Consider the following 26,517-nt stretch of genomic DNA (forward strand, 5'->3'; position numbering starts at 1 on the left):
CAACTGGAGACACCGTGCCCTACATCCTTATCCAGGTGACCCGCGAGGGGGTCAGCCCGACACAGAAGGCCGAACTCATTGCCGGCGCCACGGACCTGGTGGTGCGCGTTCTGGGCAAAGACCCGGCCACTACCTTTGTGGTAATCGAAGAGATAGATACTGATAACTGGGGTGTGGCTGGTCAAAGTGTGACAGCACTGCGCAGGCAACAAAGCGCGGCATCGGTTCAATTAACTCCGGGCGCATGACATGAACCCTAACCACAGCAATGCGCACGAGGAGGTGAGCCGCGTGCTCAAGAATTATTTCGAGGGCTTGTACCACTGCGACACCCAGCTGCTCAGGCAGGTCTTTCACCCCTCCGCAATTTACGCCTGCGCCACGGACAAGGAACTGCTCACCTTGGGCATGGCTGAGTACTTTCCCATCGTGGATAAACGCGTCTCGCCAGCAAGCCGGGGGGACGCGCGGACAGACCGCATCGTGTCCATTGACTTCGCAGGCCCGGTCACAGCGCTTGCAAAGGTGCAGTGCTCAATCCTGCCCAAACATTTCACGGACCTGCTGAGCATGGTGTTTGTTGAAAACCGCTGGCAAATCATTGCCAAGGTTTTTCACTATGAACTTCAACCCGGGCCGGGCAACAGCTAAAGCCCGAGTTTTTTCCAGCCGCTGTGGCCCAGCTGCTCCAGAGTTTTGATGTTCTCTTCAAAAATGGCTTCGGCTTCCGGGAAGGCTTCTACCGCCCGCTCCACACTTTCCTCGCGCAGCAAATGCAATATGGCAAACGGCGCGCGGTTGCTGTAGTTGCTGATGTCGTCCGGCTCGGTTCCGTCAAACTGGAACTGCGGGTGAAAGCTGGCGAGTTGAATCACGCCTTCAAGCTCATGTTCATCAACCACCCCCTCAGCGATTTCCAGGAAATCATTGAAGTCCAGAAAATCATCGAACAGCGTGGGGTGAATCAACAGCGTGGTGTCGACTTCCTCCGATGGCGTGGCCACAAGCAGGTCAAGTTCTTTGTCCAACTCTTCCAGCAAATCATCGGCGTGGCGCGCATGGCTGACCACCAGACGCACCTGATTTTTGACGTACACCGCTTTTGCAAACGGGCACAGGTTCAGGCCGATCACGGCTTTCTCCAGCCACAGCCGCGTTGCGGTGAGTACCGCCTCGTCAGTCATCGGCGCCACCGGAACCCGCGATGTAGTCCCCTTCCAGCAGGGGCCGCGGAACCGGCTTTGCCGGGCCGCAGGCGCAGCGCCCCCCCGGAGGGCAGTGCAGTACACGAAAGTGACAAGCGTGGGGGCATTATTTCAATGCCTTGAAGCGCATCCGCTTGGGTTTGGCCCCCTCTTCACCCAAACGCTTTTTCTTGTCGGCTTCGTATTCCTGATAGTTGCCGTCAAAGAAGGTCCACTGGCTGTCGCCTTCGGCCGCCAGGATGTGGGTGGCAATTCGGTCAAGGAACCAGCGGTCATGGCTGATGACCATGATGGAGCCGGCGAATTCGAGCAGCGCGTCTTCCAGCGAGCGCAGGGTTTCCACGTCCAGGTCATTGGACGGCTCATCGAGCATCAACACGTTGCCGCCGGCAATCAATGTTTTGGCCAGGTGCAGGCGCCCACGCTCACCACCCGACAGCGTGCCCACGCGTTTTTGCTGGTCGGCCCCGTTGAAGTTGAAGCGGCCGGCATACGCGCGGCTGGGCATGGTGAACTTGCCGACCGTCAGCATGTCGAGCCCGCCGGAAATGTCTTCCCAGACGGTTTTTTCGTTGGCGAGGTCGTCGCGGTGCTGGTCCACAAAAGCCATGCGCGCAGTCTTGCCGATCACCACCTCGCCGCTGTCCGGCTGCTCCTTGCCGGCGATCAGCTTGAACAGCGTCGATTTACCGGCGCCGTTGGGGCCGATGATGCCGACGATGGCGCCAGCCGGAATCTTGAAGCTCAGGTTGTCGATCAGCAGGCGGTCGCCGAAGGACTTGCTGACGTTCTTGAATTCGATGACTTCATTGCCCAGGCGCTCGGCCACCGGAATGAAAATCTCCTGGGTTTCGTTGCGCTGCTGGTATTCAAAATCCGAAAGTTCCTCAAAACGTGCCAGACGCGACTTGCTCTTGGCCTGGCGCGCTTTCGGGTTCTGGCGCGACCATTCGAGTTCTTTCTTCAGTGCCTTGGCACGGGCTTCTTCGCCCTTTTGCTCCTGCGCCAGGCGTTCGCCCTTTTGCTCCAGCCAAGTGCTGTAATTGCCTTTCCAGGGGATGCCGCGACCGCGGTCCAGCTCCAGGATCCACTCGGCCGCATTGTCGAGGAAATAACGATCATGGGTGATGGCCACCACGGTGCCGGGGTAACGCTGCAGGAACTGCTCCAGCCAGTCCACCGATTCGGCGTCCAGGTGATTGGTCGGCTCGTCGAGCAGTAACATGTCGGGCTTGGACAGCAGCAGGCTGCACAGCGCGACGCGGCGCTTTTCACCACCAGACAGCACGCCGATCACGGCATCCCAAGGCGGCAGGCGGAGCGCGTCGGCGGCGATCTCGAGCTGGTGCTCGGAGTCAGAGCCGGAGGTGGCAATGATGGCCTCAAGACGCGCCTGCTCTGCGGCCAGTGCGTCAAAGTCGGCGTCCGGCTCGGCGTAGGCGGTGTACACCGCCTCGAGCTGGGCCTTGGCGGCAAACACCGCGCCCATGCCAGCTTCGACACTTTCGCGCACCGTGTGTGTCGGGTCGAGCTTGGGCTCCTGCGGCAGGTAGCCGATGTTCAGATTCGGCATCGGGGTGGCTTCACCCTCGATTTCCTTGTCCAGGCCAGCCATGATCTTGAGCAGCGTGGACTTGCCGGAACCGTTGGTGCCCAGCACGCCAATCTTGGCGCCGGGAAAAAAGCTGAGCGACACATCCTTGAGGATCTGGCGCTTGGGCGGCACAACTTTGCCGACCTTGTTCATGGTAAAGACGTACTGGGCCATCAGGATCAACTTCTAAAAAAAGGGAGATAACAAAAGGAAGACGAAGAGCGCAAGCCAGCCCAGGATTCTCGGGGATTTTTTGCGGCAATCTCCTGATTATCGTTCCGTGCGACAATACCCACGTTGCTCGCTCCAGTTGCCTGCGACATTCGGGCACACCTCTGTGACAGTATCGGCAACGATTCAAGGTGTTTTTGGCCCAACTCCTGACCCCAATCTGCCTTTGACTGGCGGGACGCCCACAAGCTCCCACAGGCCGATCCTGAGCACCCCAGCGGTGCAAAAAAATGACCTTTGAAAATCTGAATCTGGCCCCGGCCATTCTTAAAGCCGTGCTTGAGCAGGGCTACGACACCCCCACCCCTATCCAGGCCCAGGCGATTCCCGCCGTGCTTGCAGGCGGCGACCTGCTGGGCGGCGCCCAGACCGGTACCGGCAAGACAGCAGCTTTCGTGCTGCCCATGTTGCAGCGCCTGTCGAGCGAGCCCTCGCTGAAAAACAAGCGCGGCGTCAGCGCCGTGCGCTGCCTGATCATGACGCCGACACGCGAACTCGCCGCCCAGGTCGAGGAAAGCGTGCGCCTTTACGGCAAATACCTCGATCTCTCCTCCATGGTGATGTTCGGCGGTGTCGGCATGGGCGCGCAGATTGAGAAGCTGCGCCGCGGCGTCGATATTCTCGTGGCCACCCCCGGCCGCCTGCTCGACCACGCCAGCCAGGGCACACTGGACCTGGGCCAGGTGCAAATCCTGGTGCTTGACGAAGCCGACCGCATGCTGGACATGGGTTTTATCCACGACATCAAAAAGGTGCTGGCGCTGGTGCCCAAGCAGAAGCAGTCGCTGCTGTTTTCCGCCACCTTCAGCGACGAGATCCGCGAGCTGGCCAACGGCCTGCTGAAGAATCCGCAAAGCATTCAGGTGACACCGCGCAACACCACGGTGCAGCGCATCACGCAAACCATTCACCCGGTCGGCCGCGGCAAGAAAAAAGCGCTGCTCACCCACATCATCAACGAGCACAACTGGAGCCAGGTGCTGGTGTTCACTCGCACCAAATTCGGCGCCAACAATGTGGCCGAACACCTGACCAAAAACGGCATTCCGGCGATGGCGCTGCATGGCAACAAGAGCCAGACCGCCCGCACTCAGGCGCTGGCCGACTTCAAGAGCGGCAGCATACGCGCGCTAGTGGCCACCGACATCGCCGCGCGCGGCATCGACATTGACGAACTGCCGCACGTCGTGAACTATGAAATCCCCAACGTCAGCGAAGACTACGTGCACCGCATCGGCCGTACCGGCCGCGCCGGCAACGACGGCGCGGCGGTGAGCCTGGTGTGTCTGGATGAAGAAGGCTTCATGCAGGACATCGAACGCTTCACCAAGCAGAACATCGAAGTGGTGGCTGTCGCCGGCTTTGAAGCCGAGCCCGGCGAAAAGGCCGAGCCGCTGGCCATGGGCCGCCAGACCATCTGGGGCGGCCTCGGCAAGCCCCCTAGCCGCGACGTGATGCAGGCCGCTGCCAAGGCGGCTAGATCCGAAATGATGACGCGCATCCGTGAAACCAAACCACAAGGTGGCCGTGGTGGCAACGCTGGCGGCAACAACGGCAGCGGCGGTGGCGGTGGCGGACGAGGCCGCAACGGCGGTGGCGGTGGCGGCAATGGTGGTGGCCGCAGCCAGCCTCAGGGCGGCCAGCCACGCCAGAATTCCGGCTATTCGCAAGGTGGCCAGCCAGCGCATCACCAGGTACGCAACCAGAACGCGCAGCCCCCACGCCCACGCAACACGCAGGAGCGCGACGATGACGCCCAACCCACCAGCCACGTCTCTTCCGGCTTCCCTTCTTCCGGCCAGCCCACAGGCGGCAACCGCGGCAACTACCGTGGCGGCGGACGCCCATCGGGCGGCGGCGGTGGCGGCGGACGCCCATCGGGCGGCGGCGGTGGTGGCGGACGCTCGGGTGGCGCTGGTGGCCGGGGCAACGGGTCTGGTCGGTCGGGGAATTCTGGCTCGTTTACTGGCCGATAAACGGTATTCGGCGGTCCACTGCATGGGCCGGCGCAAACCGGAGGTGGTGCACGCCAAACTGGTGAGCCACCTCAGCCCGGACTTCGCAACTTTCGAGGCGCCTGCGGTGGACGATGTGTTCATCGCCCTCGGCACCACAATCAAGGTCGCCGGCAGCCAGCAGGCTTTCCGCGCCGTCGACTTTGACGCCGTGCTGGCCGTGGCCCGTTCGGCGCGGGCCGCTGGCGCACGCAGGCTGGGCATCGTCAGCGCCATGGGTGCCAACGCCAAATCGTCCGTCTTTTACAACCGCGTCAAGGGCGACATGGAAGATGCCGTCGGTCAACTCGGCTATGAAACGGTGGTGTTGGCCCGCCCCTCGCTGCTCAGCGGTGACCGCAGTTCCCTCGGCCAGCCCCATCGCGCGGCAGAAAAATTCGCAGCGACGGCCATGCGCCTGCTGAGGCCCCTGACGCCCGCCAACTACCGCGCAATCGACGCTGCGGATGTGGCCGCCGCGCTGGTGAGCAGTGTGCTGGCAGCTTCCCCAGGCCACACCGTGCTGCTGTCGAGCGACATGCAGCCCCGCTGAGGTTTCAAGTCTTTTAGCCATCCAGCCCTTGTCCAGATTGAACAAGCAGCTACCATTTCGATAGCAATCAGTACTCAGCCCTGCAAAAACAGCGTGACCAGCGGCTCCGGCCCGACTTGGCGGCTCCAGTGGCCGTGCACTGTGGCATCGAAGGTGGCGCCGTCTGGCAACACATCGGCTGAGTAGAAATGTTCACTTGGGCCGAACACCCGCGACACCCCGCCCTGCAGGCCGATTTCCATCTGCCCACTGAGGATAAATACCCACTGCGGCTTCGGCGTGCAATGAAACTGGCTGCAAAAACCCACCGGGCTGTGGCGCAACTGGTAGCCGGTGGACGGCGCCAGCGGCGACAGCATGGCCTGCGGCGAGCCTTCGCTGAGCGCGACATGCTCCTCGCGGAACTTGGCACGGCCATCGGTGTCGGTGTAGAGGATGACTTTGGTGAAATCGGTCATGGAGTCCCCGAGTTAGAAAATTCGTCAGATAAGGCTGCTGGCGCCTGAAATCCGGTCCGCCAGCACGGTGGCAACAATGTCTTCAGCCCGCTCAGCTACATGAAAGCGCTGCGTATTCTCGTCCACGCCGGGCGGCTCCAGCGTGGCAAGCTGACTGTCCAGCAGCGACAGGGGCATGTAATGGCCGGTGCGCGCGGCCATGCGCGCCGCCAGCAGTGCATGTTCACCGTGCAGGTAGATAAAACGCAGGCCGGGCGCGCCGCTGCGCAGGATGTCGCGGTAAGCACGCTTGAGCGCCGAACACGACAGCACCAGGCCCCGGTTTGCGGCGTGCGCCTGCCGCAGGCGTTCGGCCAGCGCCTGCAGCCAGCCTTCGCGGTCCTCATCACTGAGAGGCACGCCAGCGGCCATGCGCGCCACATTGCGTTCGGGGTGCAGCACATCCCCCTCCAGAAAGGGTAGCTTCAAGGCTTGGGCCAGTTGCGCACCCACGGTGCTTTTGCCGCAGCCGCTGACCCCCATGACCACAAAAATATCGGAATTCATCGGCGCCTATTTTGCCTTTGCGTGGACAGGACCGGTCGGACTCAGGCGGTCGCCTGCCTGAACTGCCGCCAGGCGCCGGCCGTCGGCGTGGTGCCGGCACCGGGCAACTCGGGACGACGGAAATAACCGTCCACCACCTCGGCCGGGTCGGTGAAGCAATCCTTGATCCAGGGAATGAATTCGAGTACCTCGCAGGCCGGGTGCGCGTACGACAGGTGCACATGCACCTGGCTCATGTCGCCCGCGTGCGGCGCCACTGGCAGGCGGAAGGCGTGTGCGGTCTCACACACGCGCAACACCTCGGTCAGGCCGGCCAAACGCGTCGCATCAGGCTGCACCCAGTGAATCGCCTGCTGCGCAAAAAACTCTGCAAACGCATCGACCGTGTAGAGCTGCTCGCCCAGCGCAACCGGGATGGATGTGGACCGCGCCAGCTGCGCATGTCCCTTGACGTCGTCGTGCCACAGCGGCTCCTCAAACCAGAACACATCGGCGTCCTGCGCCGCACGGCAAAAACGCTGACAGGTCGGCAGGTCCCACTTGCCGTTGCCGTCGATCGCCAGTGTGACATCCGGGCCAATGGCTTGTCGTACCGCCGCCAGCCGCCGCAGGTCGCGCTCGACCATGGAGCCGACCTTGATCTTGACGCCGGTAAAGCCCTGGGCAACCGCACGCTGCGCACCCTCCACCAGTTTGTCGTCGGCGATGCTAAGCCAGCCGATGTCGGTGTTGTAGGCGCGCACCTTGTCACGCACCTGGCCACCCAGCAGTTTCCACAACGGCTGCCCAGCGGCCTTGGCTTTGAGGTCCCACAGGGCCAAGTCAATGGCTGCATGCGAGAGCGTGGTGATGCCGGCGCGCCCAACCCACTGCAACGCCGGGTTTCGCGCCAGTTTTTGCCACAGGCGGTGGATGTCTCCTGCATCCTCGCCAATCAGCATGGGCGCGTGGCAAGTCTCAATGCAGCGCGCGATCAGCTGGTCGCTAGGCAGGTGCGCGTGGGTGCCGGTGAAACCGTAACCACTCAGCCCATCTTCAGTGTCGACCTGGGCACCCACCACGCCCCAGTGCGTGATGCTGTGGGTGCTGTCGGCGATTTGCGAGCCGGTGACGGGTACATGCAGGATGAAAGGCGTGACAGATGTGATTTTCATGAGGTTTCCATTGTTCGGGAGTCAATCGGGCAGGCTAACGCGCAAGGTGGCATCGGCGCGTTTGTGCAGGTCCGGCAGCAGTTCCAGGCCCAGCCCGGGCTTGCCACTGAGGCTCAGCATGCCTTTCGTCACGATCGGCAGCTCGGTGACCAACTCCTTGTACCAGCCGGTGTAGAAGGCGCGCACACTTTCCTGGATCAGCGCATTCGGCGCATGCAGGGACAGGTGACTGGACGCCGCCCAGACCACCGGCCCGGTGCAGTCGTGCGGCGCCACGGGCAGTTGCCAGGCGTCGGCCATGGCGGCAATCTTGCGCGCCTCAGTCAGGCCGCCACACCAGCTGAGGTCCAGCATGGCCACACCGGCAACGCCGGTCTGCAGGTAGTCCTTGAAGCCCCATTTGTAGCTCAGGGTTTCGCTGGCGCAGATCAGCGCGTCGCAATCTTTCGCATACTGCTTGAGCAGGTCCAGCGAATCCATGCGGATCGCGTCCTCGTGCCAGAAGGTGTTGAAGGGCTTGAGCGCCCGTGCGATCTTCTGCGCCATGGGCAGGCGCCACAGGCTGTGAAACTCGACCATGATGTCCATCTGCTCGCCGACAGCGCTGCGTATCTTGCGGAAGGGCTCCAGCGCCAGGTCCAGATCGGCATTGCTGATGTACTGGCCGTCGCTTTTTTCGGCGGCCGGATCGAAGGGCCAGATCTTCATCGCCGTCACGCCCTCGGACAGCAGGGATTCGGCCAACTCGTCGGCCCGGCGCAAAAAGCCTTCCAGATCCTCGTAAGGCCCGGCATTGTTCTTCTTCGCCCCGCCTATTCCCCAGTTGGCGCTGGACTGGTTGACGGTGCTGCGCACGTACTGGTAGCCGGCGCAGGTGTTGTAGATGCGTATGCTGTCGCGGCTCTTGCCGCCCAGCGCGGTGTACAGCGGCATGCTGGCTGCCTTGCCGAAGATGTCCCACAAGGCGATATCGACAGCCGAGTTGCCGCGCGTTTCCACACCCGAGCCGCGCCAGCCCAGGTAACCGGTGATGTCCTTGTTGCGCGCCTCTATCGCCAGCGGGTCTTTGCCCAGCAGTTTGGGGCCGGCCCACTCATGTATATAGGCTTCGACCGCCTGCGCGCCCATGAAAGTTTCGCCCAGGCCGACCAGGCCGTCGTCCGTGTAAATGCGAACCCAGATGATGTTGGGAAACTCGCCCAGCCTCAGGGTCTCTACTTTGGTGATCTTCAAGATGACTCCGTTCGAAAAAAATGGCCGCAAGAGTGAACCCTTGCGGCCATGTGGCGATCGCTGCGGTCTACCGCAGATCAGCCACCGCGCGCCTTCTTCAGGGCTTCAAGCACGGTGGTCACAGCCTCACCGCCAATGGTCGGCACATTGCGCTCATACACGGGTTTGACCTTGTCAAACATGCGGCGCTGCTCGGCCACGCTCACTTCATTGACCTGCATGCCCTTGGCCTTCAAGCTGGTCAGGGACTTTTCGTTCAGCGCACGATTGGCAGCGCGCTGGACCTTCTGGCCTTCCATCGCCGCCTCACGCAGTACTGCCTGCTCCTGAGGATTCAACTGGTCCCACAGCTTTTTGCTGTAAAGAATCAGGAAGGGGGTGTAGGCGTGGCGGGTGACGCTGAGGTACTTCTGAACTTCATTGAACTTGGAGGTTTCAATGGTCACGAAGGGGTTCTCTTGACCGTCGATGGTCTTGGTTTCCAGCGCGGTGAACACTTCGCCAAAAGCCATGGGGACGGCGTTGGTGCCCAGGGTCTTGAAGGTGTCGATGAAGATGTTGTTCTGCATCACACGGACCTTGACACCGTCAAAATCTTCTGCCTTGGCGACCGGCCGCTTGCTGTTGGTCAGGTTGCGGAAACCGTTTTCCCAGTAGGCCAGGTTGATCAGGCCGGCTTCTTCCAGCTTCTTGTTGAAATAGGCACCGGCCGGGCCGTCGAGCACCGCGTCGGCTTCCTTCTCATTGCCAAACAGGAAAGGCAGATCAAAGGCGCCGAGTTCTTTGACAATGCCAACCAGCGGCGAGCTGGAAGTGCAAACCATCTCTTGCGTGCCAGCTCTCAGCGCCTGCGTGGCTGGCAGGTCGCCGCCCGCTGAGCCCCCCCAGAACGCATTGATCTTCATCTTGCCGCCGGTTTTGGCCGCCAGCACTTCCTGCATTTTCTTGACGCCGACGCCGACCGGATGGTCCTCGTTGACACCATTGGTGAATTTGATGGTGCGGTCGGCATATTGCGCGAAGCTTGAGGTTGCCACCAGCAAGGCGGCCGCGGCCAGGGCCGAGGCGAGGGTTCTGCATTTGAAAAACATGGTTGTCTCCTTATTAATGGTCAGGACAGGGGTTGGGAAAGGTGACTACCGCATCCACCACTTGAGCGGCTCGGTAACGATTTCGGGGAAAAGTACCAGCAGGAACAGCACCGCAAGCTGCGCCAACAGGAATGGCAGCACGCCCTTGAACGCGGTGTCCATGCTGATTTTTGCCACGCCACACACCACGTTGAGCACGGTACCCACAGGCGGCGTGATCAGGCCAATGGCGTTGTTCATGATGAACATGATGCCGAAGTACACCGGATCGATACCGGCTTTAAGCACCACCGGCATCAACACCGGCGTGAGGATCAACACCGTCGGCGTGAAGTCGAGCGCGGTACCGACGATCACCACAAGCACCATCATCACCATCATCAGCAGCATCTTGTTGTCCATGAAGGGCGACATCAAGGCGGCAACTTCCGTCGGAATGTTGGCCACCGTGATCAGCCAGGCGCTGACCATGGCCGCAGCCACAAGAAACATCACTACGGCCGTCGTCTTGCCAGCGGACAGAATCAAGCCATAGAGCTCTGACCATTTGAGTTCACGATAGATGAACATGCCCACCACGAAGCTGTAGACCGCAGCCACCACGGCGGCCTCGGTCGGCGTGAAGATGCCAAACTTCATTCCGCCGATGATGACGACGGGCAGGGTCAGCGCGAAACCTCCCTCGGCCGTGATTTGTAGTCGGGCGGACATGGACAACTTGGGCGCGGGTTGCACGTTTTCTTTCCTGGCCAGCCACCACCAGGTCAGGCCGATGGCCAGGCCCATGAGCAGACCCGGAACAATGCCTGCGAGAAAAAGTTTGGTGATCGATACATTGCCGGCCACGCCGAAGATGATCAGGCCAATCGAAGGTGGAATCACCGGCGCAATGATGCCGCCAGAAGCGATCAGGCCGGAGGCACGCCCCACGTTGTAGCCGGCGGCCCGCATCATGGGAATCAGCAATGCGGCCAGCGCAGCCGTGTCGGCAATCGCCGACCCAGACAGGGAGGCCATGATTACTGCAGCGATGACCGTGACGTAGCCGAGGCCGCCGCGGAAATGCCCGACCCAGGCCATCGCCATGTTGACAATGCGGCGGCTGATGCCCCCGGCATTCATGAACTCGCCCGCCAACAGGAAAAAGGGCACGGCCAGGAGCGGAAAGTTGTCCGCACCGTCCACAAAGCGTTGCGCCAGGATCTGGCTATCGAAGGTGACGAGGCCGCTGGTCGCCGCCAGAAAGGCCATCAGCGTTACGCCGCAGACCAGCAGTGCATAGGCAATCGGCATTCCGATGGCCATGGCGGCCAGCAGGCTCAGGATGAAAACAGTAACCGTCATGCTGGCTTGACCTCCACGCTCATTGTTGCGCCTGCGCTCGGCCTCGCGCGTCGCACTTTAAAAGGTGAGTGCACTGCCCTCATGCCTTGGCCCCTTGCATCTGTTTCTCCACGTCGGCCAGGCCTTCGGTTTCTATCACCTGTACCAGCTCTTCTTCAGTGATGCGGCCTGTGACCAGCCTGAACAAAACGTTGAGATTGATGATGGCCATCACCACGCTGACGATGTAGCCGACGCCGTAGATCCAGATCATCGAGATGCCGACTACGGGCGAGACATTGGTCACCTGCAACTCATGCATCTTGAAAGTGCCCATGAAGAAAAGCACATTACAAAACAGCATCAGAACTTCACTGAGGAACAGGCACACCTTCTTGCCGAGAATCGGCAGGTGCTTGATCAGCGTGTCCACCCCAAGGTGCCCGCCCTCGTGCATCGCCAGCATGGCGCCGATGTAGGTCAGCCAGATAAAGAAGTAGCGCGACATCTCGTCCGACACTGAGATGCCGGAATTGAAGCCATAACGCAGCACCACATTGCCAAAGACCATGATCACCATGGCCACCATGCAGACCACCACTAGCAACTCCAGCAGCTTGAAGAACCAGTAAATCGATGTGTCGACGGACTTTTGCACGTGGTGGGTCCTCTCTTGTCGGCGTCAGGTTCAGGCAGCCCTGAGCTGCCGCGCGGGGCTACTCAGCACCGGAAGCCGGCGGCGCGAGGCCAGTACTTCCTCGATGTCTTGCTTCGCGCCGTCGATCAACACCCGGATGGCTATTTCGGCCTCGTCGGGCTGGTGTGCAATCACCGCATCCAGCACCGCGCGGTGTAGCGGCAGCGACTGCACTGGTCCATCCTTGCGCCGCGTTGAAATTTCGAAGCTGGTACGCAGCAACGCGCCCAGCGCCTTGCTCATCTGCACCAGCATGCGATTGCGGCTGGCCCGCAGCAGGCCCTGGTGGAAGCGCAGGTCGTGGGTGACATAGTCACCACCATGCTCTACCGCGTGTTTCATGCCGGCGTAGGCGGCCTCGACTTCGGCAATGTCCTGCGGTGTGGCACGTTCGGCGGCCAGCCGCATGGCCGCAGGCTCCACGACGCGGCGCAAATCCTGCAGGTCGCGCAAAAACTCGGCCGTCAACCCCGCTTTGGATTGCCAGATGATGACATCGGGGTCGAACCAGTTCCAGTGGTCTTCGGACAAGACACGTGTGCCCACCTTGGGGCCGGTGGTCATCAAACCCTTGGCGATCAAGGACTTCACCGCCTCGCGCACCACGGTGCGGCTGACGCCGAGCTCCAGGCAGAGCACGGGCTCGGGCGGAATCGAAGCGCCCACGGCGTAACGCCCCGCGACGATGGCTTCGCCGAGATGGTCGACTGTGTTTCCGTGGACGTTCTTGATCATGGTTTTCACTAGGGTTCGCGGCGCAATGGTATGACGATAATACGTTTACATCTTCCGGATTTACCCTATGACCGAACCCACCCGCCCGAAAAAGAAACCTTCAGAACTACGCAGCCAGCAATGGTTCGGCCGCCAGGACCGCGACGGCTTCGCCTACCGCAGCTGGGTCAAGGGCAAGGGCGTGCCGCACGACCAGTTTGACGGCCGCCCGGTCATCGGCATCTGCAACACCTTCAGTGAACTGACGCCCTGCAACAGCCATTTCCGCACGCTTGCCGAACAGGTCAAGATCGGTGTGTACGAAGCCGGTGGCTTCCCGCTGGAGTTCCCGGTCATGTCGCTGGGCGAAACCCTGCTGCGACCGACCGCCATGCTGTACCGCAACCTGGCCAGCATGGACGTGGAAGAAAGCATCCGCGGCAACCCGATCGACGGCGTGGTGCTGCTGATGGGCTGCGACAAGACCACGCCTTCGCTGGTCATGGGCGCTGCCAGCGTGGACCTGCCGACGGTCGGCGTGAGCGGCGGCCCCATGCTCAGTGGCAAGTGGCGCGGCCAGGAACTGGGCTCAGGCACAGGCGTCTGGAGCATGAGTGAGCAGGTGCGCGCCGGCACGCTCAAGCTCGCCGATTTTTTTGAGGCCGAAAGCTGCATGCACAGGAGCCACGGCCACTGCATGACCATGGGCACGGCTTCCACCATGGCCAGCATGGTCGAGGCGCTGGGCATCGGCCTTCCGGGCAATGCGGCCTATCCCGCAGTCGACGGCCGCCGCAATGTATTGGCCCGCATGGCCGGTCGCCGTGCGGTCGAGATGGTGCACGAAGACCTGACGCTGTCGAAAATTCTCACGCTCGAAGCGTTTGAAAACGCCATCAAGACACTGGCGGCCATTGGTGGATCCACCAATGCCGTGATTCATTTGATCGCGATGGCCGGTCGCATCGGCGTCAAGCTCACGGTGGACGACTTTGACCGCCTGGCGAGCGAGCTGCCCTGCCTGGTCAACCTTCAGCCTTCAGGCAAATTCCTGATGGAGGACTTCTGTTACGCCGGCGGCCTGCCGGTGGTCATGAAGGAAATTGCGCAGCACCTGCACACCGGTGCCATCACTGCCAACGGAAAAACCATAGGCGAGAACATTGCCGATGCGCAGAACTACAACACCGAGGTGATCAAGCCGCTGACCACACCCTTCAAGGACAAGGCCGGTATCGCGGTTTTACGCGGCAACCTGTCGCCGCGTGGTGCCGTCATCAAGCCGAGTGCGGCGACACCCGCGCTGATGGTGCACACCGGCCGCGCCGTGGTGTTTGAAAACATCGAGGACTTTCACGCTCGCATCGACAACGAAGATCTGGACATCGACGAAACCTGCGTCATGGTGCTGAAAAACTGCGGACCCAAGGGCTACCCCGGTATGGCCGAGGTAGGCAACATGCCGCTGCCGCCCAAAGTTCTGCGTAAGGGCATTACCGACATGGTCCGCATCAGCGATGCCCGCATGAGCGGCACCGCCTACGGCACCGTGATCCTCCACACTGCGCCTGAAGCGGCTGCCGGTGGACCACTGGCAATTGTGCAAAACGGCGACATGATTGAACTCAATGTGCCCGAGCGCAAGCTGCAATTGCTGATCAGCGACGAAGAGATGGCGCGGCGCCTGAGCCTGTGGACCGCCCCACCGCCACCTCTGTCGTCTGGCTACTGGAAGCTGTATGTCGATCATGTGTTGCAAGCCGACGAAGGCGTGGACCTCGACTTTCTGGTCGGCAAGCGCGGCTCTTTTGTGCCACGCGACAATCACTGACCATCAAGGACTGTCATGAAATTACTTGTCACCGGCGGCGCCGGATTCGTGGGCGCCCGGCTGTCACGTGAACTGCTCAAAAGCGGCCAGCTCAATGGTCAAACCATTTCCGAACTTCACATTGCCGATCTCTATGCGCCTCCAGCAGATCTGAGCGCAGACCCGAGGGTTCGGGTTCATACCGGGCCGTTGCTCAATCAGTCCGCACTGTTTGCAAGCGGGTTTGACGCCGTTTTTCATCTGGCTTCTGCAGTCTCTGGCGAGTGCGAACTGGACTTTGAGTTGGGTCTGCGCTCCAACCTCGACAGCACCCGCATATTGCTGGAAGGGCTGCGCCAGGCTGGCAATGTGCCGCGGCTTGTGTTTGCCAGCTCGGTGGCCGTCTTCGGGCCTGACGACAGCAACCCCCTACCCGATCTGGTAACCGACACTACCCTGCCCTCGCCCCAAACTTCTTACGGCACGCACAAACTGATGTGTGAGTACCTGATTGCAGACTACACGCGCAAAGGTTTCATAGACGGCAGGTCTGCGCGCTTGATGACGGTGACAGTGCGCCCCGGCAAACCCAATGGCGCGGCGTCCTCGTTTTTCAGCGGCATCATCCGCGAGCCTTTGGCCGGGGTAGAAACCATCTGCCCGGTTGACCCGGAAGTGACCCACCCCATGTCATCGCCCTCCAACACCGTACGCGGACTGATCACTGTGTTTGAGGCCAGCCGGCAGGCCATGGGTGGACGGCTGGCGTTGAATCTGCCCGGTCTCAATGTGCGTGTGGGTGACATGCTGCAAGCCTTGGAAGAAGTAGCAGGAAGCGATGTGCGAAAACGCGTGCGTTTTGAACGCGACGAACGCATTGCCGGAATCGTTGCCAACTGGTCGCGCGGCGCGACTGCCGAACGGGCTCAGGCTCTGGGTTTGCGGCCCGACGCCTCTTTCAAGGCCATCATCGAACAGTACATCGCCGACTGCCGCCAACCCACCTACCCGCCCGACGCTTTGCGGGGCTTGGTAGTGCAGTGTTGCACGCTATCTGGAACATAAAAATGCGTCTTTTGCGCCATGGCTGCGTTGCAAATCCGCGCCATAGCTGGGCTATGGCTGTGGTTTGCGCCTTGCCCTGACCCAAAATCCATCCTTATTATTTGTTCCATCAAGCATGCAACACTGCACTAGCCTGACACCCATGCAGACACTGGTGGCCGTGGACTGGGGCACCTCGTCGCTGCGCGGGGCGAGGCTGGACAGCGTTGGCGCTGTGCTGGAAGAACGGGCATTTGCGCGCGGCATCCTGACCGTCGCGCCCGGCGAATTTCCAGCGGTTTTTCAAACCTGTTTCGGTGACTGGATGCAGGCGGACAAGGCCTTGTGCCTGATTGCCGGGATGGCAGGCAGCCAACAAGGCTGGATGCAGGCGCCCTACTGTGCGTGCCCAGCGGGTTTTGACGAAGTGGCTTCGCAGCTGAGCTGGATCATGCCGGGGCGTATCGCCATCGTTCCAGGACTGAGCTGTACCCATGATGGCGTTCCGGACGTGATGCGGGGTGAAGAGACTCAAGTGCTGGGTGCGCTCCAACTGCTGAACTTGCACGAGGGACTGATCGTCCTGCCCGGCACCCACAGCAAGTGGGTTCAGGTGCGGGGCGGCAAGATCGAAACTTTTTCGACCTTCATGACCGGCGAGTTTTATGCACTGCTGCGTCAGCATTCCATTCTTGCCCGCACCTTGCCCGAAGTGGATGGAGAACTCGACCGCAGTGCCTTCGATGACGGCGTGGCTTTTGCGCTGCGCAGCAACAGCCTGCTGCAATCTGCTTTCAGTGTCCGCACCCTCGCACTCTTTGAGCGCAGGGCCAAGACATCCTTGCCAAGCTACCTGTCGGGCCTGGTGATTGGAGAAGAGATACGAACTCAATCGCTGGAGCCGGGCGAGGCAGTGGTCGTGATCGGCTCAGATGCGCTGACCCAGCGCTATGAATACGCGCTGGCCCAGCGTGGCGTGTCCGTGCGCCGCGCAGGTTCGGAAGTCACCTGGCGTGGTCTTTTGGCCCTTGCCCTGCCCATACCCTCCAAGGAAAAGTGATGAGTCCTCAAGACAAATTTTCAGCCGCGCTGCAGGGCATTCCCCTTGTTGGCATTTTGCGCGGTCTGCGCCCCGATGAAGCGCTGCCCATTTGCCGCGCGCTGGCCGCTACGGGCTGGTCCCTGATGGAGGTGCCGCTGAACTCGCCCCAACCTCTCCAAAGCATAGAGGCCATTGCGGCGGCACTGCCTGACGCACTGGTTGGCGCGGGCACCGTCCTCAGCGCGGACGACGTGCGCAATGTGCACGCGGCTGGCGGCCAGCTCGTGGTTTCGCCCAACTTCAATCCAGAAGTGGTGCGCGAAGCACGGCGCCTTGGAATGGTCTGCCTGCCCGGCGTCATGACGGCCACTGAAGCCTTTGCAGCACTGGACGCCGGGGCGAGCGGACTCAAGATCTTTCCGGCTGAGATGATCACCCCAGCCGTGGTGAAAGCCCTGTGCGCCGTATTGCCCGCCGACACGCGGCTGCTTCCGGTTGGCGGCATCACCTTCGAGAACATGGGCGCCTTCCGCAGCGCGGGGGCCTGTGGTTTTGGCATTGGCTCTGCGCTGTACAAACCGGGCATGACGGCCGCACAAGTATCCGATAACGCTATGAAATTCATAGCTGCCTGCGCTGGTACCATCCGGGCATGAGCCCTCAAAAACCCCAGACTTCACCCCTCATCTCCTTCGGCCTCGGTGGCAAGGTCTGCATCGTCACGGGCGGTGCGCAAGGCATCGGCGAGGCCTGTGCCCGACGCTTTGCCCGCGAAGGTGCCCATGTCTTTATCGCTGATATGGCAGACCTTCCCGGACAGGCACTGGCTGATGAGCTTGGTGCGCTTTACCTGCATTGCGATGTTGCGGACAAGACGCAGGTGGACGCCGTGGTTGCGGCCGCATTGCTGAAACATGGCCGCATCGACGTCCTGGTCAACAACGCTGGCATCTTCAAGGCGGCTGATTTTCTGGACATCACTGAGGCGGACTTCGACGCTGTGATACGCGTCAATATCAAGGGCTCTTTCCTGATGGGCCAGGCGGTGGCCCGTGTCATGGCCGCACAGGGCAGCGGCAACATCGTCAACATGAGCTCGGTCAACGGCGTGCTCGCCATTCCGACCATTGCCAGCTACAACGTGAGTAAGGGCGGCATTAACCAGCTCACCCGCGTGATGGCCCTGGCGCTGGCCGACAAAGGCATTCGCGTCAATGCGGTTGCGCCCGGCACCATCGCCACCGAACTTGCGACCAAAGCCGTGCTGACCAGCGACGAGGCGAAGGCAAAAATCATGAGCCGCACGCCGATGAAACGCCTGGGTGAGCCCTCGGAGATCGCCGATGTGGTGGCCTGGCTGGTCAGCGATGCGGCCAGCTACGTCACCGGTGAAATTGTCACGGTTGATGGTGGTCGCATGACGCTCAATTACACGGTGCCGGTTTAATCAGCTATTGAATAGATAGCTGATGAGGCCCAATATATATGGGCTACAGACCGATTTTGTTAGCCAATCATGACTGCGGCACGCGCTCAAGCAAGCTCGTCGTACCGCGCGGCCAACCCACGCGGCCAAACCAGGCGCCACCGGCAATCGCCCAGGCATTGATCAGCCCGTAAATCACCAGCGCCACGGCCTGCGCAATGAAAACGCCGGTCAATCCGCTGCCCCAGCGCAAAGCCAGCAAGCCTCCCGTAACGGCAACGACCAGCCGCGCGATGTTGCCAATCACCGGCCAGAGCAGGCGCCCTGCCCCTTGGGACGCAAAGTACAGGGCCAAGCCCACGCCAAAAAATCCATACACCGGCCCCATGGCGCGCAGGTACTGGCTGCCGGCCTCAATCATCGCCGGGTCGCTGTTGAAAAGCGAAAGCCAAGCCTCCGGAAAAAATGCCGCCCACAAGCCAATCGCTTCGGTCATCGCGAAGGCCATGCCCGCGCCTATCCAGGTTGCACGCAAGGCGCGCTCCCGCTGGCCCGCGCCCATGCAGGTGCCCACCATGGCCACCAGTGGTGCGCCTAAGCCGAACACCAGCGGCACCAGCAGGTACTCCAACCGTGAGGCCGTGCCGTAACCGGCAATTGCCGCCGTGCCGAAACCACCCACCAGCGCAGTCGTAACGCCAATGGCCAGGTTGGTGGCGACTGTGGACACCGTACCCACCAGGCCGACGCGCAAGATGTCCTTGAACAGCGGCCAGCGAAAGCGGATGTTCGTGAGCGAGGGACGCAACAGGCTTTTCGGCGACCACAGGTAGGCCGCCAGCACGATGCTGCCGACCAGGTAATACGCCAGCAAGGCAATGGCCCCGCCGGCAATGCCCAGGCCCGGCAAAGGTCCCCAGCCAAAGATCAAGAGCGGCGACAGCGGCAGCAACACCAGCGCGCCGAGCACCGTCACATTGGCCGGCACAGCCATGTTGCCGGTGCCCCGAATAACGGCCGACAGGGTGTTGAACAGCCACACCAGCACAGCCCCGGCGAACACCCAGTTGGAATACAACATGGCCGCTTCCAGCGCGCCACCGGTGCCGCCCATGCGCCCGTACAGCCAGCGCCCGCCGCCCAATACGGCCACGGTGAACACCAGCGCAAACACGGCGGCAATCACGATGGAATGCAGCACCAGGGCATCGGCGTCGTCCCGGCGCCGCGCGCCGAGCGCGCGCGCAATCGCAGAAGCGATGCCGCCGCCCATGGCACCGGCCGAGGTCATCTGCATCAGCATCACGACCGGGAATACCAGCGCCATGCCGGCCAGCGCGTCGGTTCCGAGCTTGCCCACAAAGTAGGTTTCGATCAGGCCGACACCGGCCTGCGCCAGCATCACCAGCACATTCGGCGCGGCCAGGCGCAGCAGCGTGCGTGCAATCGGCGCCTCCAGAAGAAGACGCGTACGGGGATCGAGGTTGTTGGCCCCCACGCTCCCCACTGCGTGTGGTTCACTGCCCCCCGAGGGGGCGCTGCGCCTGCGGACCGGCAGAGCCGGATCCGCGGCCCCTGCTTGACTTGGAGAGCCGGTACTCGGCGCATCGGCGCTGTTCATGTTGCCGCTTTCGGGGAACGCAGCAGCAGCGTTTCGCGAATTGGCAGGTTCACCAGCGCGGCGCCTGCGGCCAGCACGATGTCGATGTACCAGACCCAGTCGTAGCTTCCTGTCGCCTGGAACACATAACCGCCCAGGAAAGCGCCGAAGAAGCCGCCGATCTGGTGGGCCAGCATCACGATGCCAAAAAGCATGGCCATGTTGGCCGTGCCAAACATCTTGGCAACCAGCCCCGCCGTGGGCGGCACCGTCGACAGAAAAGTGACTCCCATGACGGCAGCGAACACCAGCATCACTGCCGGGGTCTTGGGAGCCAGCAGAAAAGCCAACACGGCCAGGCCGCGCGTTGCATAAAGAAGCGCCAGCAGCGACTTCATGCGCCAGCGTCCCACGGCCCAGCCCATGGCAAGGCTGCCGACAATGTTGAACAGCCCGATCATGGCCAGCGCCCAGCCACCGATCTCGGGCGGCAGCCCGCAGGCGGCGACCACGCCTGGCAGATGAGTAGCCAGGAAGGCCACGTGAAAACCGCAAACCAGAAAGCCCAGGCTGAGATAACGGTAGCTCGGCGTCGCCAGCGCCTGACTGATGGCCTCACGCGCGCTCAGCGCCTTGGTCCCGGAGGCCGCGGCCGCTTGCGCTGCGATTGCCTGCAAGTTGCCCTTGAGTACCCACACGGCGGGCAATGCCAGCAGCAAAAACACGCCCAGCCACTGCATGGCACTGGCCCAGCCGATTGAAGCAGTCAGGCCGATAGCAATCGGCGCCATGGCAAACTGACCAAAGGAGCCACCCGCATTGACGATGCCGCTGGCCAACCCGCGTTTTTCCTGCGGTACCAGGCGGGTGGTAGCTGCCATCAACACAGATGGCCCCGCCATGCCGGCGCCGCCGGCGGCGAGCACACCTATGGCAAAAATCAGACCGGCGGTGGTGGTCATCAGCGGCGTAATGATGGTGCCGATGGCTACCAGCAACACGCCCACAAAAATCACGCGGCCAGTGCCGATGCGATCGGCCACCGCGCCAGCAAACGGCTGTGTCAGGCCCCACCAGAGCTGGCCGAAGGCAAAAGCCAGGCTGATGCTGCCAATGCCCAGCGCGGTCGAGGTATTGAGCGCCGACAGGAAAAGGCCCATGGTCTGGCGCACCCCCATGGTCAGGGCAAAAGTGCCGGCAGCGGCCAACAGCACCAGCCAGAGTGTCATGTTTCTGGGGGAAGAAGGCGGGGATTTATTCATCATCAGTGTCAGGCAAGGGCGAGAGGTTTTCCAGGGATTGGTCGATCAGCGCATGCAGGGCCAGCACCTGCTCTACGCCCAGCAGCTGGTTGATGCCCTCCTGCGCAACGCGCCAGCGGCGCTGGGCTTCGGTGCGTTTTTCGCGGCCCGCATCGGTGACGATAACGAGGCGGCTGCGTCCGTCACTGCCGGGGGTCAGATCCAGCCAGCCTGCGGCCACCATCGGTTTGAGGTTGCGCGTCAGGGTTGATGCATCCAGTTTCATGGCCTGGGCCAAATCGCCGGGGCGGATGGGACCAAGCTTGACCACATAGGACAGCAGCGAATACTGCGTACCCTTCAAACCGGTTTTGCCGACTTCGGCGTCGTAATGCTGGGCCACGCGGCGCATCAGCTGGCGCAGCTTGAGGTTGGTACAACCCTGGGGTTTGAGGCTGGCGAGGCTTGCCGGGGTGGTCGCGACTTTCATTTTTCAATTGTAGCTACAATTGTTGTAGATGCAATTAAATTGGAGCAACCATGGGCCCTGAGCAAATCCTGGAACAGTGGAACACCGAACGCGCTGAAGTGGTTGAGCGCATGCTGGCAGGCGGCGGCAAGCCCGGTCTGGCGCAGCCCGGAATGGTGGCTGGAAAAACCGGACTCGAGGTCATGCAGGCCATGCTGGCTGGTGCCATTCCCTTTCCGCACATTGCCGACACGCTGGATTTTTCGCTGCTTGAAGTCGCACCGGGCAAGGCGGTGTTTCAGGGCACCCCGCAACTCAAACACTACAACCCGCTGGGGACTGTGCACGGCGGCTGGTACGCCACCTTGCTGGACTCGGCGCTGGGCTGCGCCGTCCATACCCTGATGCCTGCAGGACGCGCCTACACAACGGCCGAGCTCAGCGTCAACATTGTGCGGGCCGCATCACACAAGACCGGCCCCTTGCGCGCCATTGGCACGGTCATTCATTGCGGTCGGCAACTGGCCACTGCAGAGGCCCGCATTGTGGGGCCGGACGGCAAGCTGTACGCCCACGCAACGACCACCTGCCCGGTATTTGAAGTACCGCAGGCGCCGGCGGCCTGACGGGACGGCGCGACTTAACCCAGGACCTCAGGCGGGACCTCAGGCAGGATGGCCTGCGGGTCCCGATTGTGTTCTGACCTGCTCGACGCGCCGGTTGATCAGCGCTGCCGCAAGCATCCACTTGGTGCGCGTCAGCCGGCCCAGCGCCAACTCCGCGTGATCCTTGCTGCCGTAAAAATGCTCAGGGTCGTGCGCTACGCCCCAGTCCTGGCGGGGGAGGCTGTCGGGGTCCGACTCGTTGTACAGGGCATGGGCGGCATGCCGGCCATCCCAGAAGTGAAGGCCGCGCAGGTGAATGCCATAACCCACCAGAGCATCGTGCTGACCAAGCAGTTGCACCGAACGTGTTTCAAGCAGGCTGTCGGTCACATAGGTGTCGGTCTGTATCCAGCGCCCGTCAAGATACACCTCCGCCACGGCATGCGTAATGGTGCCCTGCGACACGTCAATAATTCCCTTGAGGAAAGCACTCGACAGCGTGACAAAGCGCAGACGTGCCGGAACACCGACCGATCGCAACATCGCTACAAACAGGGTGCCCTTGGTGTGGCAGTCACCACGACCGGCTTTGAGCACCGCCGCAGCCGGTACGTGGTCAAACCCTGCAACACAACCAAAGGGCAGCGACTTGACGAAGTCATGGATGAAGACCGCTTTTTGTGTTTCTGTGCTGGCCAGCTGGGTGATGCGCATGGCCTGGATTCTGAGCTTGGGGTCATCGAGGTCAAGCAAGCGCGTGGCCACCATCCAGTCTTCGGGACGGTCGTTCTGGGAAAACAAGGGCATGAAGAAGGAAACCAGTTTGTTGGACTGTCACCGATTATGCAGGCCGCCCGCATCGGCAAGCGCGGTCTGCCATGCCAATACAGTGGTCTGGGTATACGGCATTGGTATGCGATCAAATCACCATAGACCAAGGACAAGCTGATGAGACTGCTGCACACCATGCTGCGTGTTGGAAACCTCCAGCGCGCCATTGATTTTTACACCCAGATTCTGGGCATGACACTGCTGCGCACATCAGAAAACCCCGAGTACAAATACAGCCTGGCTTTTGTCGGCTACGGCAACAACCCGGAGCATGCGGAGATCGAACTGACTTACAACTGGGGCACCGACAGCTACGACATGGGCACCGCCTTCGGGCACATTGCACTCGGCGTGCCCGATGCCCGGGCAGCCTGCGAAAAGATCAAGGCGGCCGGCGGCAATGTCACGCGTGAAGCGGGGCCGGTCAAGGGCGGCACCACCGTGATCGCGTTTGTCACTGATCCGGACGGGTACAAGATTGAGCTGATTGAGCGCAAGGGTGATGTGGGTGGTGCTGGCCTGCGTTGAGATTCGCAGGCTCGAATCGCGACTGATCCCGGAGCCCGATTGCAGGCTCCACAATGCGCTCCCGGTTTGTTCTGGACAGTAGGCGCAACTCCCCACTCCCAACCCCCCGCCCTTCCCTCGCCCCGCTGGGCGATGGAAGGGAGCCTCATGTGGCCGCGTGTGCTGCGCTCGCGTGCAAACATGACGGTCTGTTGGGATTCCCGTGCAGGAAGCGCTGCGCGCTTCCTGCACTCGTGATTGGAGTTCGGGGTTTGGTATTTGTCTTCTCTCTTCGCCCCCCACCCGTCGGGCTGGGCCGAGGAGCGCAAAAAAAAGGATCGCGATTGTCTGAGCCGAAGGCGAGTTCGAGCTCGACCCCGTTTTCGGGGAGCACCGGAGGTTGCCCCGGAGCGCAGCATAGGGGACCCAGACCATCGGGTCGCCTTTTTCTTTGCTTACTTTTTTTTGGCGACGCAAAAAGAAAGTGAGTTGCCGCCCGGCAACCCCCGGCTTGTTGGCCTACCTCGGGTTGATGAGGGCACTCAACGCTATAAATTCAATAGCTGCTTACGCGCGTCACCAAAGGGCTAGAGGCCAATTCGACCTCAATCTACCTCGGCAAGCCCGCCGCGTGCCGGGCCAGGTCGGTGATCCGTGCCCAGTGCCCACTGGCCATGGCATCGGCCGGCACCAGCCACGAGCCGCCGACGCAGGCGACGTTGGCCAGCGCCAGAAACTCCGCCGCGTTGGCCGCCGTGATGCCGCCGGTGGGGCAGAAAGTCACATCACCAAACGGTCCGCCCCAGGCCTTGAGCATGGCCAGACCACCGGCCTGCAGCGCCGGAAAAAACTTCAGCTCGGTGTAGCCGTCCTCCTGCGCCGCCATGATTTCGCTACCCGTTGCCACGCCGGGCAACAGCGGCAGGTGGGCGTCGCGGCAGGCTGAGCCGACCGCGTGGGTGTAACCCGGGCTCACGATGAAACGTGCACCGGCCATCGCGCAGGCCTGCACATCGGCGGCGCTGCGCGCGGTGCCCGCGCCGACCACGGCTTCGGGCACATCCCGTGCGATGGCCTCGATGCAGGCCAGCGCCTGCGGCGTGCGCAGGGTCACTTCCAGCATGCGGATGCCGCCGGCCACCAGCGCGCGCGCCAGCGGCACGGCGTGCGTCACATCGGTCAGCACAATCACCGGAATGACGGCCGCGTCCTGCATCACCTGCAAGGCCGTCAGCGGCCGGTTGACATCGAGTTCTACATCCACGACAAAGCTCCTTCTTCAGCGGTCAGCGCATGGCGCCGCATGCCCGCAAACAACTCGCGCCCCATGCCCAGGCCATTGGCCACGCGCAGCGTCTCGGGCATCACAGCCGGCTCGCGTTCAGCCCAATCACCAGCCGGCACCCTGATGTCGAGTATGCCGTTGACGGAATCCAGCAGGATCACGTCGCCGTCGCGCACTTTCGCCAGCGGGCCACCGGCAGCAGCTTCGGGTGACACATGGATGGCCGCCGGCACCTTGCCGGAAGCGCCGCTCATGCGGCCGTCGGTGACCAGCGCCACACGAAAGCCTTTGCCCTGCAACACCGCCAGCGGCGGCGTGAGTTTGTGCAGCTCGGGCATGCCGTTGGCCTGCGGACCCTGCCAGCGCACCACGCAGATCACATCGCAGTCCAGCTCACCCGCCTGGAAAGCCGCGTGCAGCGCCTCCTGCGAATCGAAAACACGCGCAGGCGCTTCAATCACGTGGCGGTCGTCGGGCACGGCCGAGACCTTGATCACACTTCGGCCCAAATTGCCCTGCAGCAGCTTGAGGCCACCGCTGGCGCTGAAAGGCGCGTTGGCAGGTCGCACGATGGCTTCGTCTTTTGACGGTCCCATCTCGTGCCAGGCCAGCTTGCCGTCACGCATCTCCGGCTCGCGTGTGTATTCGCGGATGCCGCCTTCGCGCACCGTCAGCACGTCCCCATGCATGAAGCCGGCGTCCAGCAGCTCGCGAATCACAAAGCCGGTGCCGCCCGCCGCCTGGAACTGGTTCACATCGGCGCTGCCGTTCGGGTACACATGGGTCAGCAGGGGCACAACATCGGACAGGTCGGAAAAATCGTTCCAGTCGATCAGGATGCCGGCCGATTGCGCGACGGCCACCCAGTGGATCAGGTGGTTGGTGGAGCCGCCGGTGGCCAGCAGCGCCACCATGGCGTTGACGATGGCCTTTTCGTCGACGATCCGGCCGATGGGAGAGAAACGTTTCGACGACTTCACGATGCCCAGCACCGTGCGCGCCGCTTCCCGCGTGAGTTCGTCGCGCAGGTCGCCGCCGGGCTGGACAAAGGCCGTGCCGGGTACATGCAGGCCCATGGCTTCGAGCAGCATCTGGTTGCTGTTGGCCGTGCCGTAAAAGGTGCAGGTGCCGGGACTGTGGTAGCTCTTGAGTTCGGCCTCGAGCAAGCCGTCTCGGCCAACCAGGCCCTGCGCCGCGAGTTCGCGCACACGGGCTTTTTCCTTGTTCGGCAGGCCCGAAGGCATCGGACCAGCCGGCACAAACACCATGGGCAGGTGGCCGAAATGCAGCGCGCCGATGAGGAGTCCTGGCACGATCTTGTCGCAGACGCCCAGCATCAGGGCCCCATCGAACATGTCATGGCTCAGCGACACCGCCGTGGCCATCGCAATCACATCGCGGCTGAACAGGCTCAGCTCCATGCCGGTGGTTCCCTGGGTCACGCCGTCGCACATGGCGGGTACACCGCCGGCCACCTGCGCGGTGGCGCCGTGCAGGCGCGCTTCCCACTTGATCAGGTCCGGGTAGGGCTGCATTGGCGTGTGCGCCGACAACATGTCGTTGTAGGCCGTGACGATGCCGATGTTGGGCGCGCGCTCGGTGACCACCTTGAAGCGGTCGTCCAGCGGCATGCCGGCCACCGCATGCGCAATGTTGCCGCAGCCCATGCGGTCCACGCTGATGGCGCGGGTCGCCGTGGCGTCAAGCCGCTGCAGGTAGTCAGTGCGGGTGTCGCGGCTGCGCTCGCGTATTTTTTCGGTGACCTGGGTCACCACGGGATGAAGGCTCATGGGGGCTTTTTGGTGGACGGTTGGTAACTTTATTACGTCACCTATCCTACTGCGTTACTAGGCCCCTGCAAAGC

27 protein-coding genes are annotated in these 26,517 nt (G+C 62.1%); 11 read left to right on the forward strand and 16 right to left on the reverse strand.

Translation table 11 applies throughout. The features are described from left to right. The first annotated feature begins 14 nt into the window (after positions 1-14). Together H0W47_RS00330 and H0W47_RS00335 are read left to right on the forward strand one after the other, a co-directional pair. Positions 15-248, forward strand: a complete 234-nt coding sequence (locus H0W47_RS00330) for a 4-oxalocrotonate tautomerase family protein (protein WP_296919291.1) — start codon at positions 15-17, stop codon at positions 246-248. Between the two features lies 1 nt (position 249). Further along, complete coding sequence (locus tag H0W47_RS00335; protein ID WP_296919292.1) at positions 250-651, forward strand: nuclear transport factor 2 family protein; 402 nt, start codon at positions 250-252, stop codon at positions 649-651. Here the strand turns inward: H0W47_RS00335 and H0W47_RS00340 are convergent. Further along, complete coding sequence (locus H0W47_RS00340) at positions 648-1,184, reverse strand: DUF1415 domain-containing protein (RefSeq protein WP_296919294.1); 537 nt, start codon at positions 1,182-1,184, stop codon at positions 648-650. The genes H0W47_RS00335 and H0W47_RS00340 overlap by 4 nt on opposite strands. Positions 1,185-1,311: 127 nt before the next feature. Further along, positions 1,312-2,973, reverse strand: a complete 1,662-nt coding sequence (ettA, locus tag H0W47_RS00345) for an energy-dependent translational throttle protein EttA (RefSeq protein ID WP_296919296.1) — start codon at positions 2,971-2,973, stop codon at positions 1,312-1,314. A gap of 287 nt (positions 2,974-3,260) precedes the next feature. On the opposite strand from ettA, the gene H0W47_RS00350 reads away from it, so the two are divergent. Then, positions 3,261-5,006: a DEAD/DEAH box helicase gene (locus H0W47_RS00350; protein ID WP_296919297.1), complete on the forward strand. Its 1,746-nt coding sequence runs from the start codon at positions 3,261-3,263 to the stop codon at positions 5,004-5,006. A 22-nt stretch (positions 5,007-5,028) separates the two neighbouring features. Next, positions 5,029-5,577 (forward strand): epimerase, encoded by a 549-nt coding sequence (locus H0W47_RS00355; protein WP_296919298.1) that lies wholly within the window; start codon positions 5,029-5,031, stop codon positions 5,575-5,577. 74 nt (positions 5,578-5,651) lie between these two features. Here the strand turns inward: H0W47_RS00355 and H0W47_RS00360 are convergent, their stop codons facing one another. From H0W47_RS00360 to H0W47_RS00395, 8 genes are all read right to left on the reverse strand, one after another. Further along, positions 5,652-6,035, reverse strand: coding sequence for a hypothetical protein (locus tag H0W47_RS00360; RefSeq protein ID WP_296919300.1), 384 nt, complete (start codon positions 6,033-6,035; stop codon positions 5,652-5,654). Between the two features lie 24 nt (positions 6,036-6,059). Next, the gene (locus tag H0W47_RS00365; protein ID WP_296919302.1) at positions 6,060-6,581 is read right to left on the reverse strand and encodes a gluconokinase; all 522 of its coding nucleotides are present in this window, start codon (positions 6,579-6,581) and stop codon (positions 6,060-6,062) included. Positions 6,582-6,622: 41 nt separating this feature from the next. Continuing rightward, positions 6,623-7,735 carry a mandelate racemase/muconate lactonizing enzyme family protein gene (locus H0W47_RS00370; protein ID WP_296919304.1) on the reverse strand — a complete coding sequence of 371 codons (1,113 nt, stop codon included), beginning with the start codon at positions 7,733-7,735 and terminating at the stop codon, positions 6,623-6,625. 21 nt (positions 7,736-7,756) lie between these two features. Next, the gene (locus H0W47_RS00375) at positions 7,757-8,968 is read right to left on the reverse strand and encodes a mandelate racemase/muconate lactonizing enzyme family protein (RefSeq protein WP_296919305.1); all 1,212 of its coding nucleotides are present in this window, start codon (positions 8,966-8,968) and stop codon (positions 7,757-7,759) included. 77 nt (positions 8,969-9,045) lie between these two features. After that, complete coding sequence (locus H0W47_RS00380) at positions 9,046-10,059, reverse strand: TRAP transporter substrate-binding protein (RefSeq protein ID WP_296919307.1); 1,014 nt, start codon at positions 10,057-10,059, stop codon at positions 9,046-9,048. 45 nt (positions 10,060-10,104) lie between these two features. Next, positions 10,105-11,403, reverse strand: a complete 1,299-nt coding sequence (locus H0W47_RS00385; RefSeq protein ID WP_296919309.1) for a TRAP transporter large permease subunit — start codon at positions 11,401-11,403, stop codon at positions 10,105-10,107. A 79-nt stretch (positions 11,404-11,482) separates the two neighbouring features. Next, a complete protein-coding gene (locus H0W47_RS00390; protein ID WP_296919311.1) occupies positions 11,483-12,040 on the reverse strand; it encodes a TRAP transporter small permease in 558 nt (185 codons plus the stop codon). 30 nt (positions 12,041-12,070) lie between these two features. Beyond that, the gene (locus H0W47_RS00395; RefSeq protein WP_296919313.1) at positions 12,071-12,814 is read right to left on the reverse strand and encodes a FadR/GntR family transcriptional regulator; all 744 of its coding nucleotides are present in this window, start codon (positions 12,812-12,814) and stop codon (positions 12,071-12,073) included. Between the two features lie 67 nt (positions 12,815-12,881). On the opposite strand from H0W47_RS00395, the gene H0W47_RS00400 reads away from it, so the two are divergent. The 5 genes from H0W47_RS00400 (at position 12,882) to H0W47_RS00420 (ending at position 18,136) form a co-directional block, all read left to right on the forward strand. After that, positions 12,882-14,624, forward strand: a complete 1,743-nt coding sequence (locus H0W47_RS00400) for an IlvD/Edd family dehydratase (RefSeq protein ID WP_296919314.1) — start codon at positions 12,882-12,884, stop codon at positions 14,622-14,624. A gap of 15 nt (positions 14,625-14,639) precedes the next feature. Continuing rightward, a complete protein-coding gene (denD, locus tag H0W47_RS00405; RefSeq protein WP_296919316.1) occupies positions 14,640-15,668 on the forward strand; it encodes a D-erythronate dehydrogenase in 1,029 nt (342 codons plus the stop codon). 142 nt (positions 15,669-15,810) lie between these two features. After that, complete coding sequence (locus tag H0W47_RS00410) at positions 15,811-16,707, forward strand: 2-dehydro-3-deoxygalactonokinase (RefSeq protein ID WP_296919383.1); 897 nt, start codon at positions 15,811-15,813, stop codon at positions 16,705-16,707. Then, complete coding sequence (locus H0W47_RS00415) at positions 16,707-17,345, forward strand: 2-dehydro-3-deoxy-6-phosphogalactonate aldolase (protein ID WP_296919317.1); 639 nt, start codon at positions 16,707-16,709, stop codon at positions 17,343-17,345. Before H0W47_RS00410 ends, H0W47_RS00415 begins: the two co-directional genes overlap by 1 nt. After that, positions 17,342-18,136: an SDR family NAD(P)-dependent oxidoreductase gene (locus H0W47_RS00420; RefSeq protein ID WP_296919318.1), complete on the forward strand. Its 795-nt coding sequence runs from the start codon at positions 17,342-17,344 to the stop codon at positions 18,134-18,136. The genes H0W47_RS00415 and H0W47_RS00420 overlap by 4 nt, the downstream gene beginning before the upstream one ends. Before the next feature lie 67 nt (positions 18,137-18,203). Here H0W47_RS00420 and H0W47_RS00425 read toward each other — a convergent pair whose 3' ends face one another. From H0W47_RS00425 to H0W47_RS00435, 3 genes are all read right to left on the reverse strand, one after another. Next, the gene (locus H0W47_RS00425; protein WP_296919320.1) at positions 18,204-19,613 is read right to left on the reverse strand and encodes an MATE family efflux transporter; all 1,410 of its coding nucleotides are present in this window, start codon (positions 19,611-19,613) and stop codon (positions 18,204-18,206) included. 119 nt (positions 19,614-19,732) lie between these two features. Continuing rightward, positions 19,733-20,944 carry an MFS transporter gene (locus H0W47_RS00430; RefSeq protein ID WP_296919322.1) on the reverse strand — a complete coding sequence of 404 codons (1,212 nt, stop codon included), beginning with the start codon at positions 20,942-20,944 and terminating at the stop codon, positions 19,733-19,735. A gap of 25 nt (positions 20,945-20,969) precedes the next feature. Beyond that, the gene (locus H0W47_RS00435) at positions 20,970-21,446 is read right to left on the reverse strand and encodes a MarR family winged helix-turn-helix transcriptional regulator (RefSeq protein WP_296919323.1); all 477 of its coding nucleotides are present in this window, start codon (positions 21,444-21,446) and stop codon (positions 20,970-20,972) included. A gap of 50 nt (positions 21,447-21,496) precedes the next feature. Between H0W47_RS00435 and H0W47_RS00440 the strand changes: the two genes are divergently transcribed. Then, a complete protein-coding gene (locus H0W47_RS00440) occupies positions 21,497-22,051 on the forward strand; it encodes a PaaI family thioesterase (RefSeq protein WP_296919325.1) in 555 nt (184 codons plus the stop codon). Positions 22,052-22,090: 39 nt separating this feature from the next. On the opposite strand, the gene H0W47_RS00445 is transcribed toward H0W47_RS00440, so the two are convergent. After that, a complete protein-coding gene (locus tag H0W47_RS00445) occupies positions 22,091-22,837 on the reverse strand; it encodes a transglutaminase family protein (RefSeq protein ID WP_296919327.1) in 747 nt (248 codons plus the stop codon). Positions 22,838-22,978: 141 nt separating this feature from the next. Between H0W47_RS00445 and gloA the strand changes: the two genes are divergently transcribed. After that, entirely contained in the window at positions 22,979-23,389 is a 411-nt protein-coding gene (gene gloA, locus H0W47_RS00450; RefSeq protein ID WP_296919335.1) for a lactoylglutathione lyase, read from the forward strand. Positions 23,390-23,978: 589 nt separating this feature from the next. Here gloA and eda read toward each other — a convergent pair. Further along, positions 23,979-24,584 carry a bifunctional 4-hydroxy-2-oxoglutarate aldolase/2-dehydro-3-deoxy-phosphogluconate aldolase gene (gene eda, locus H0W47_RS00455; protein ID WP_296919384.1) on the reverse strand — a complete coding sequence of 202 codons (606 nt, stop codon included), beginning with the start codon at positions 24,582-24,584 and terminating at the stop codon, positions 23,979-23,981. A gap of 38 nt (positions 24,585-24,622) precedes the next feature. Next, positions 24,623-26,443 carry a phosphogluconate dehydratase gene (edd, locus tag H0W47_RS00460; RefSeq protein ID WP_296919336.1) on the reverse strand — a complete coding sequence of 607 codons (1,821 nt, stop codon included), beginning with the start codon at positions 26,441-26,443 and terminating at the stop codon, positions 24,623-24,625. Between the last annotated feature and the right edge of the window lie 74 nt (positions 26,444-26,517).

The sequence above is a fragment of the Polaromonas sp. genome (genome assembly GCF_013817205.1).
Lineage (GTDB): Bacteria > Pseudomonadota > Gammaproteobacteria > Burkholderiales > Burkholderiaceae_C > Polaromonas.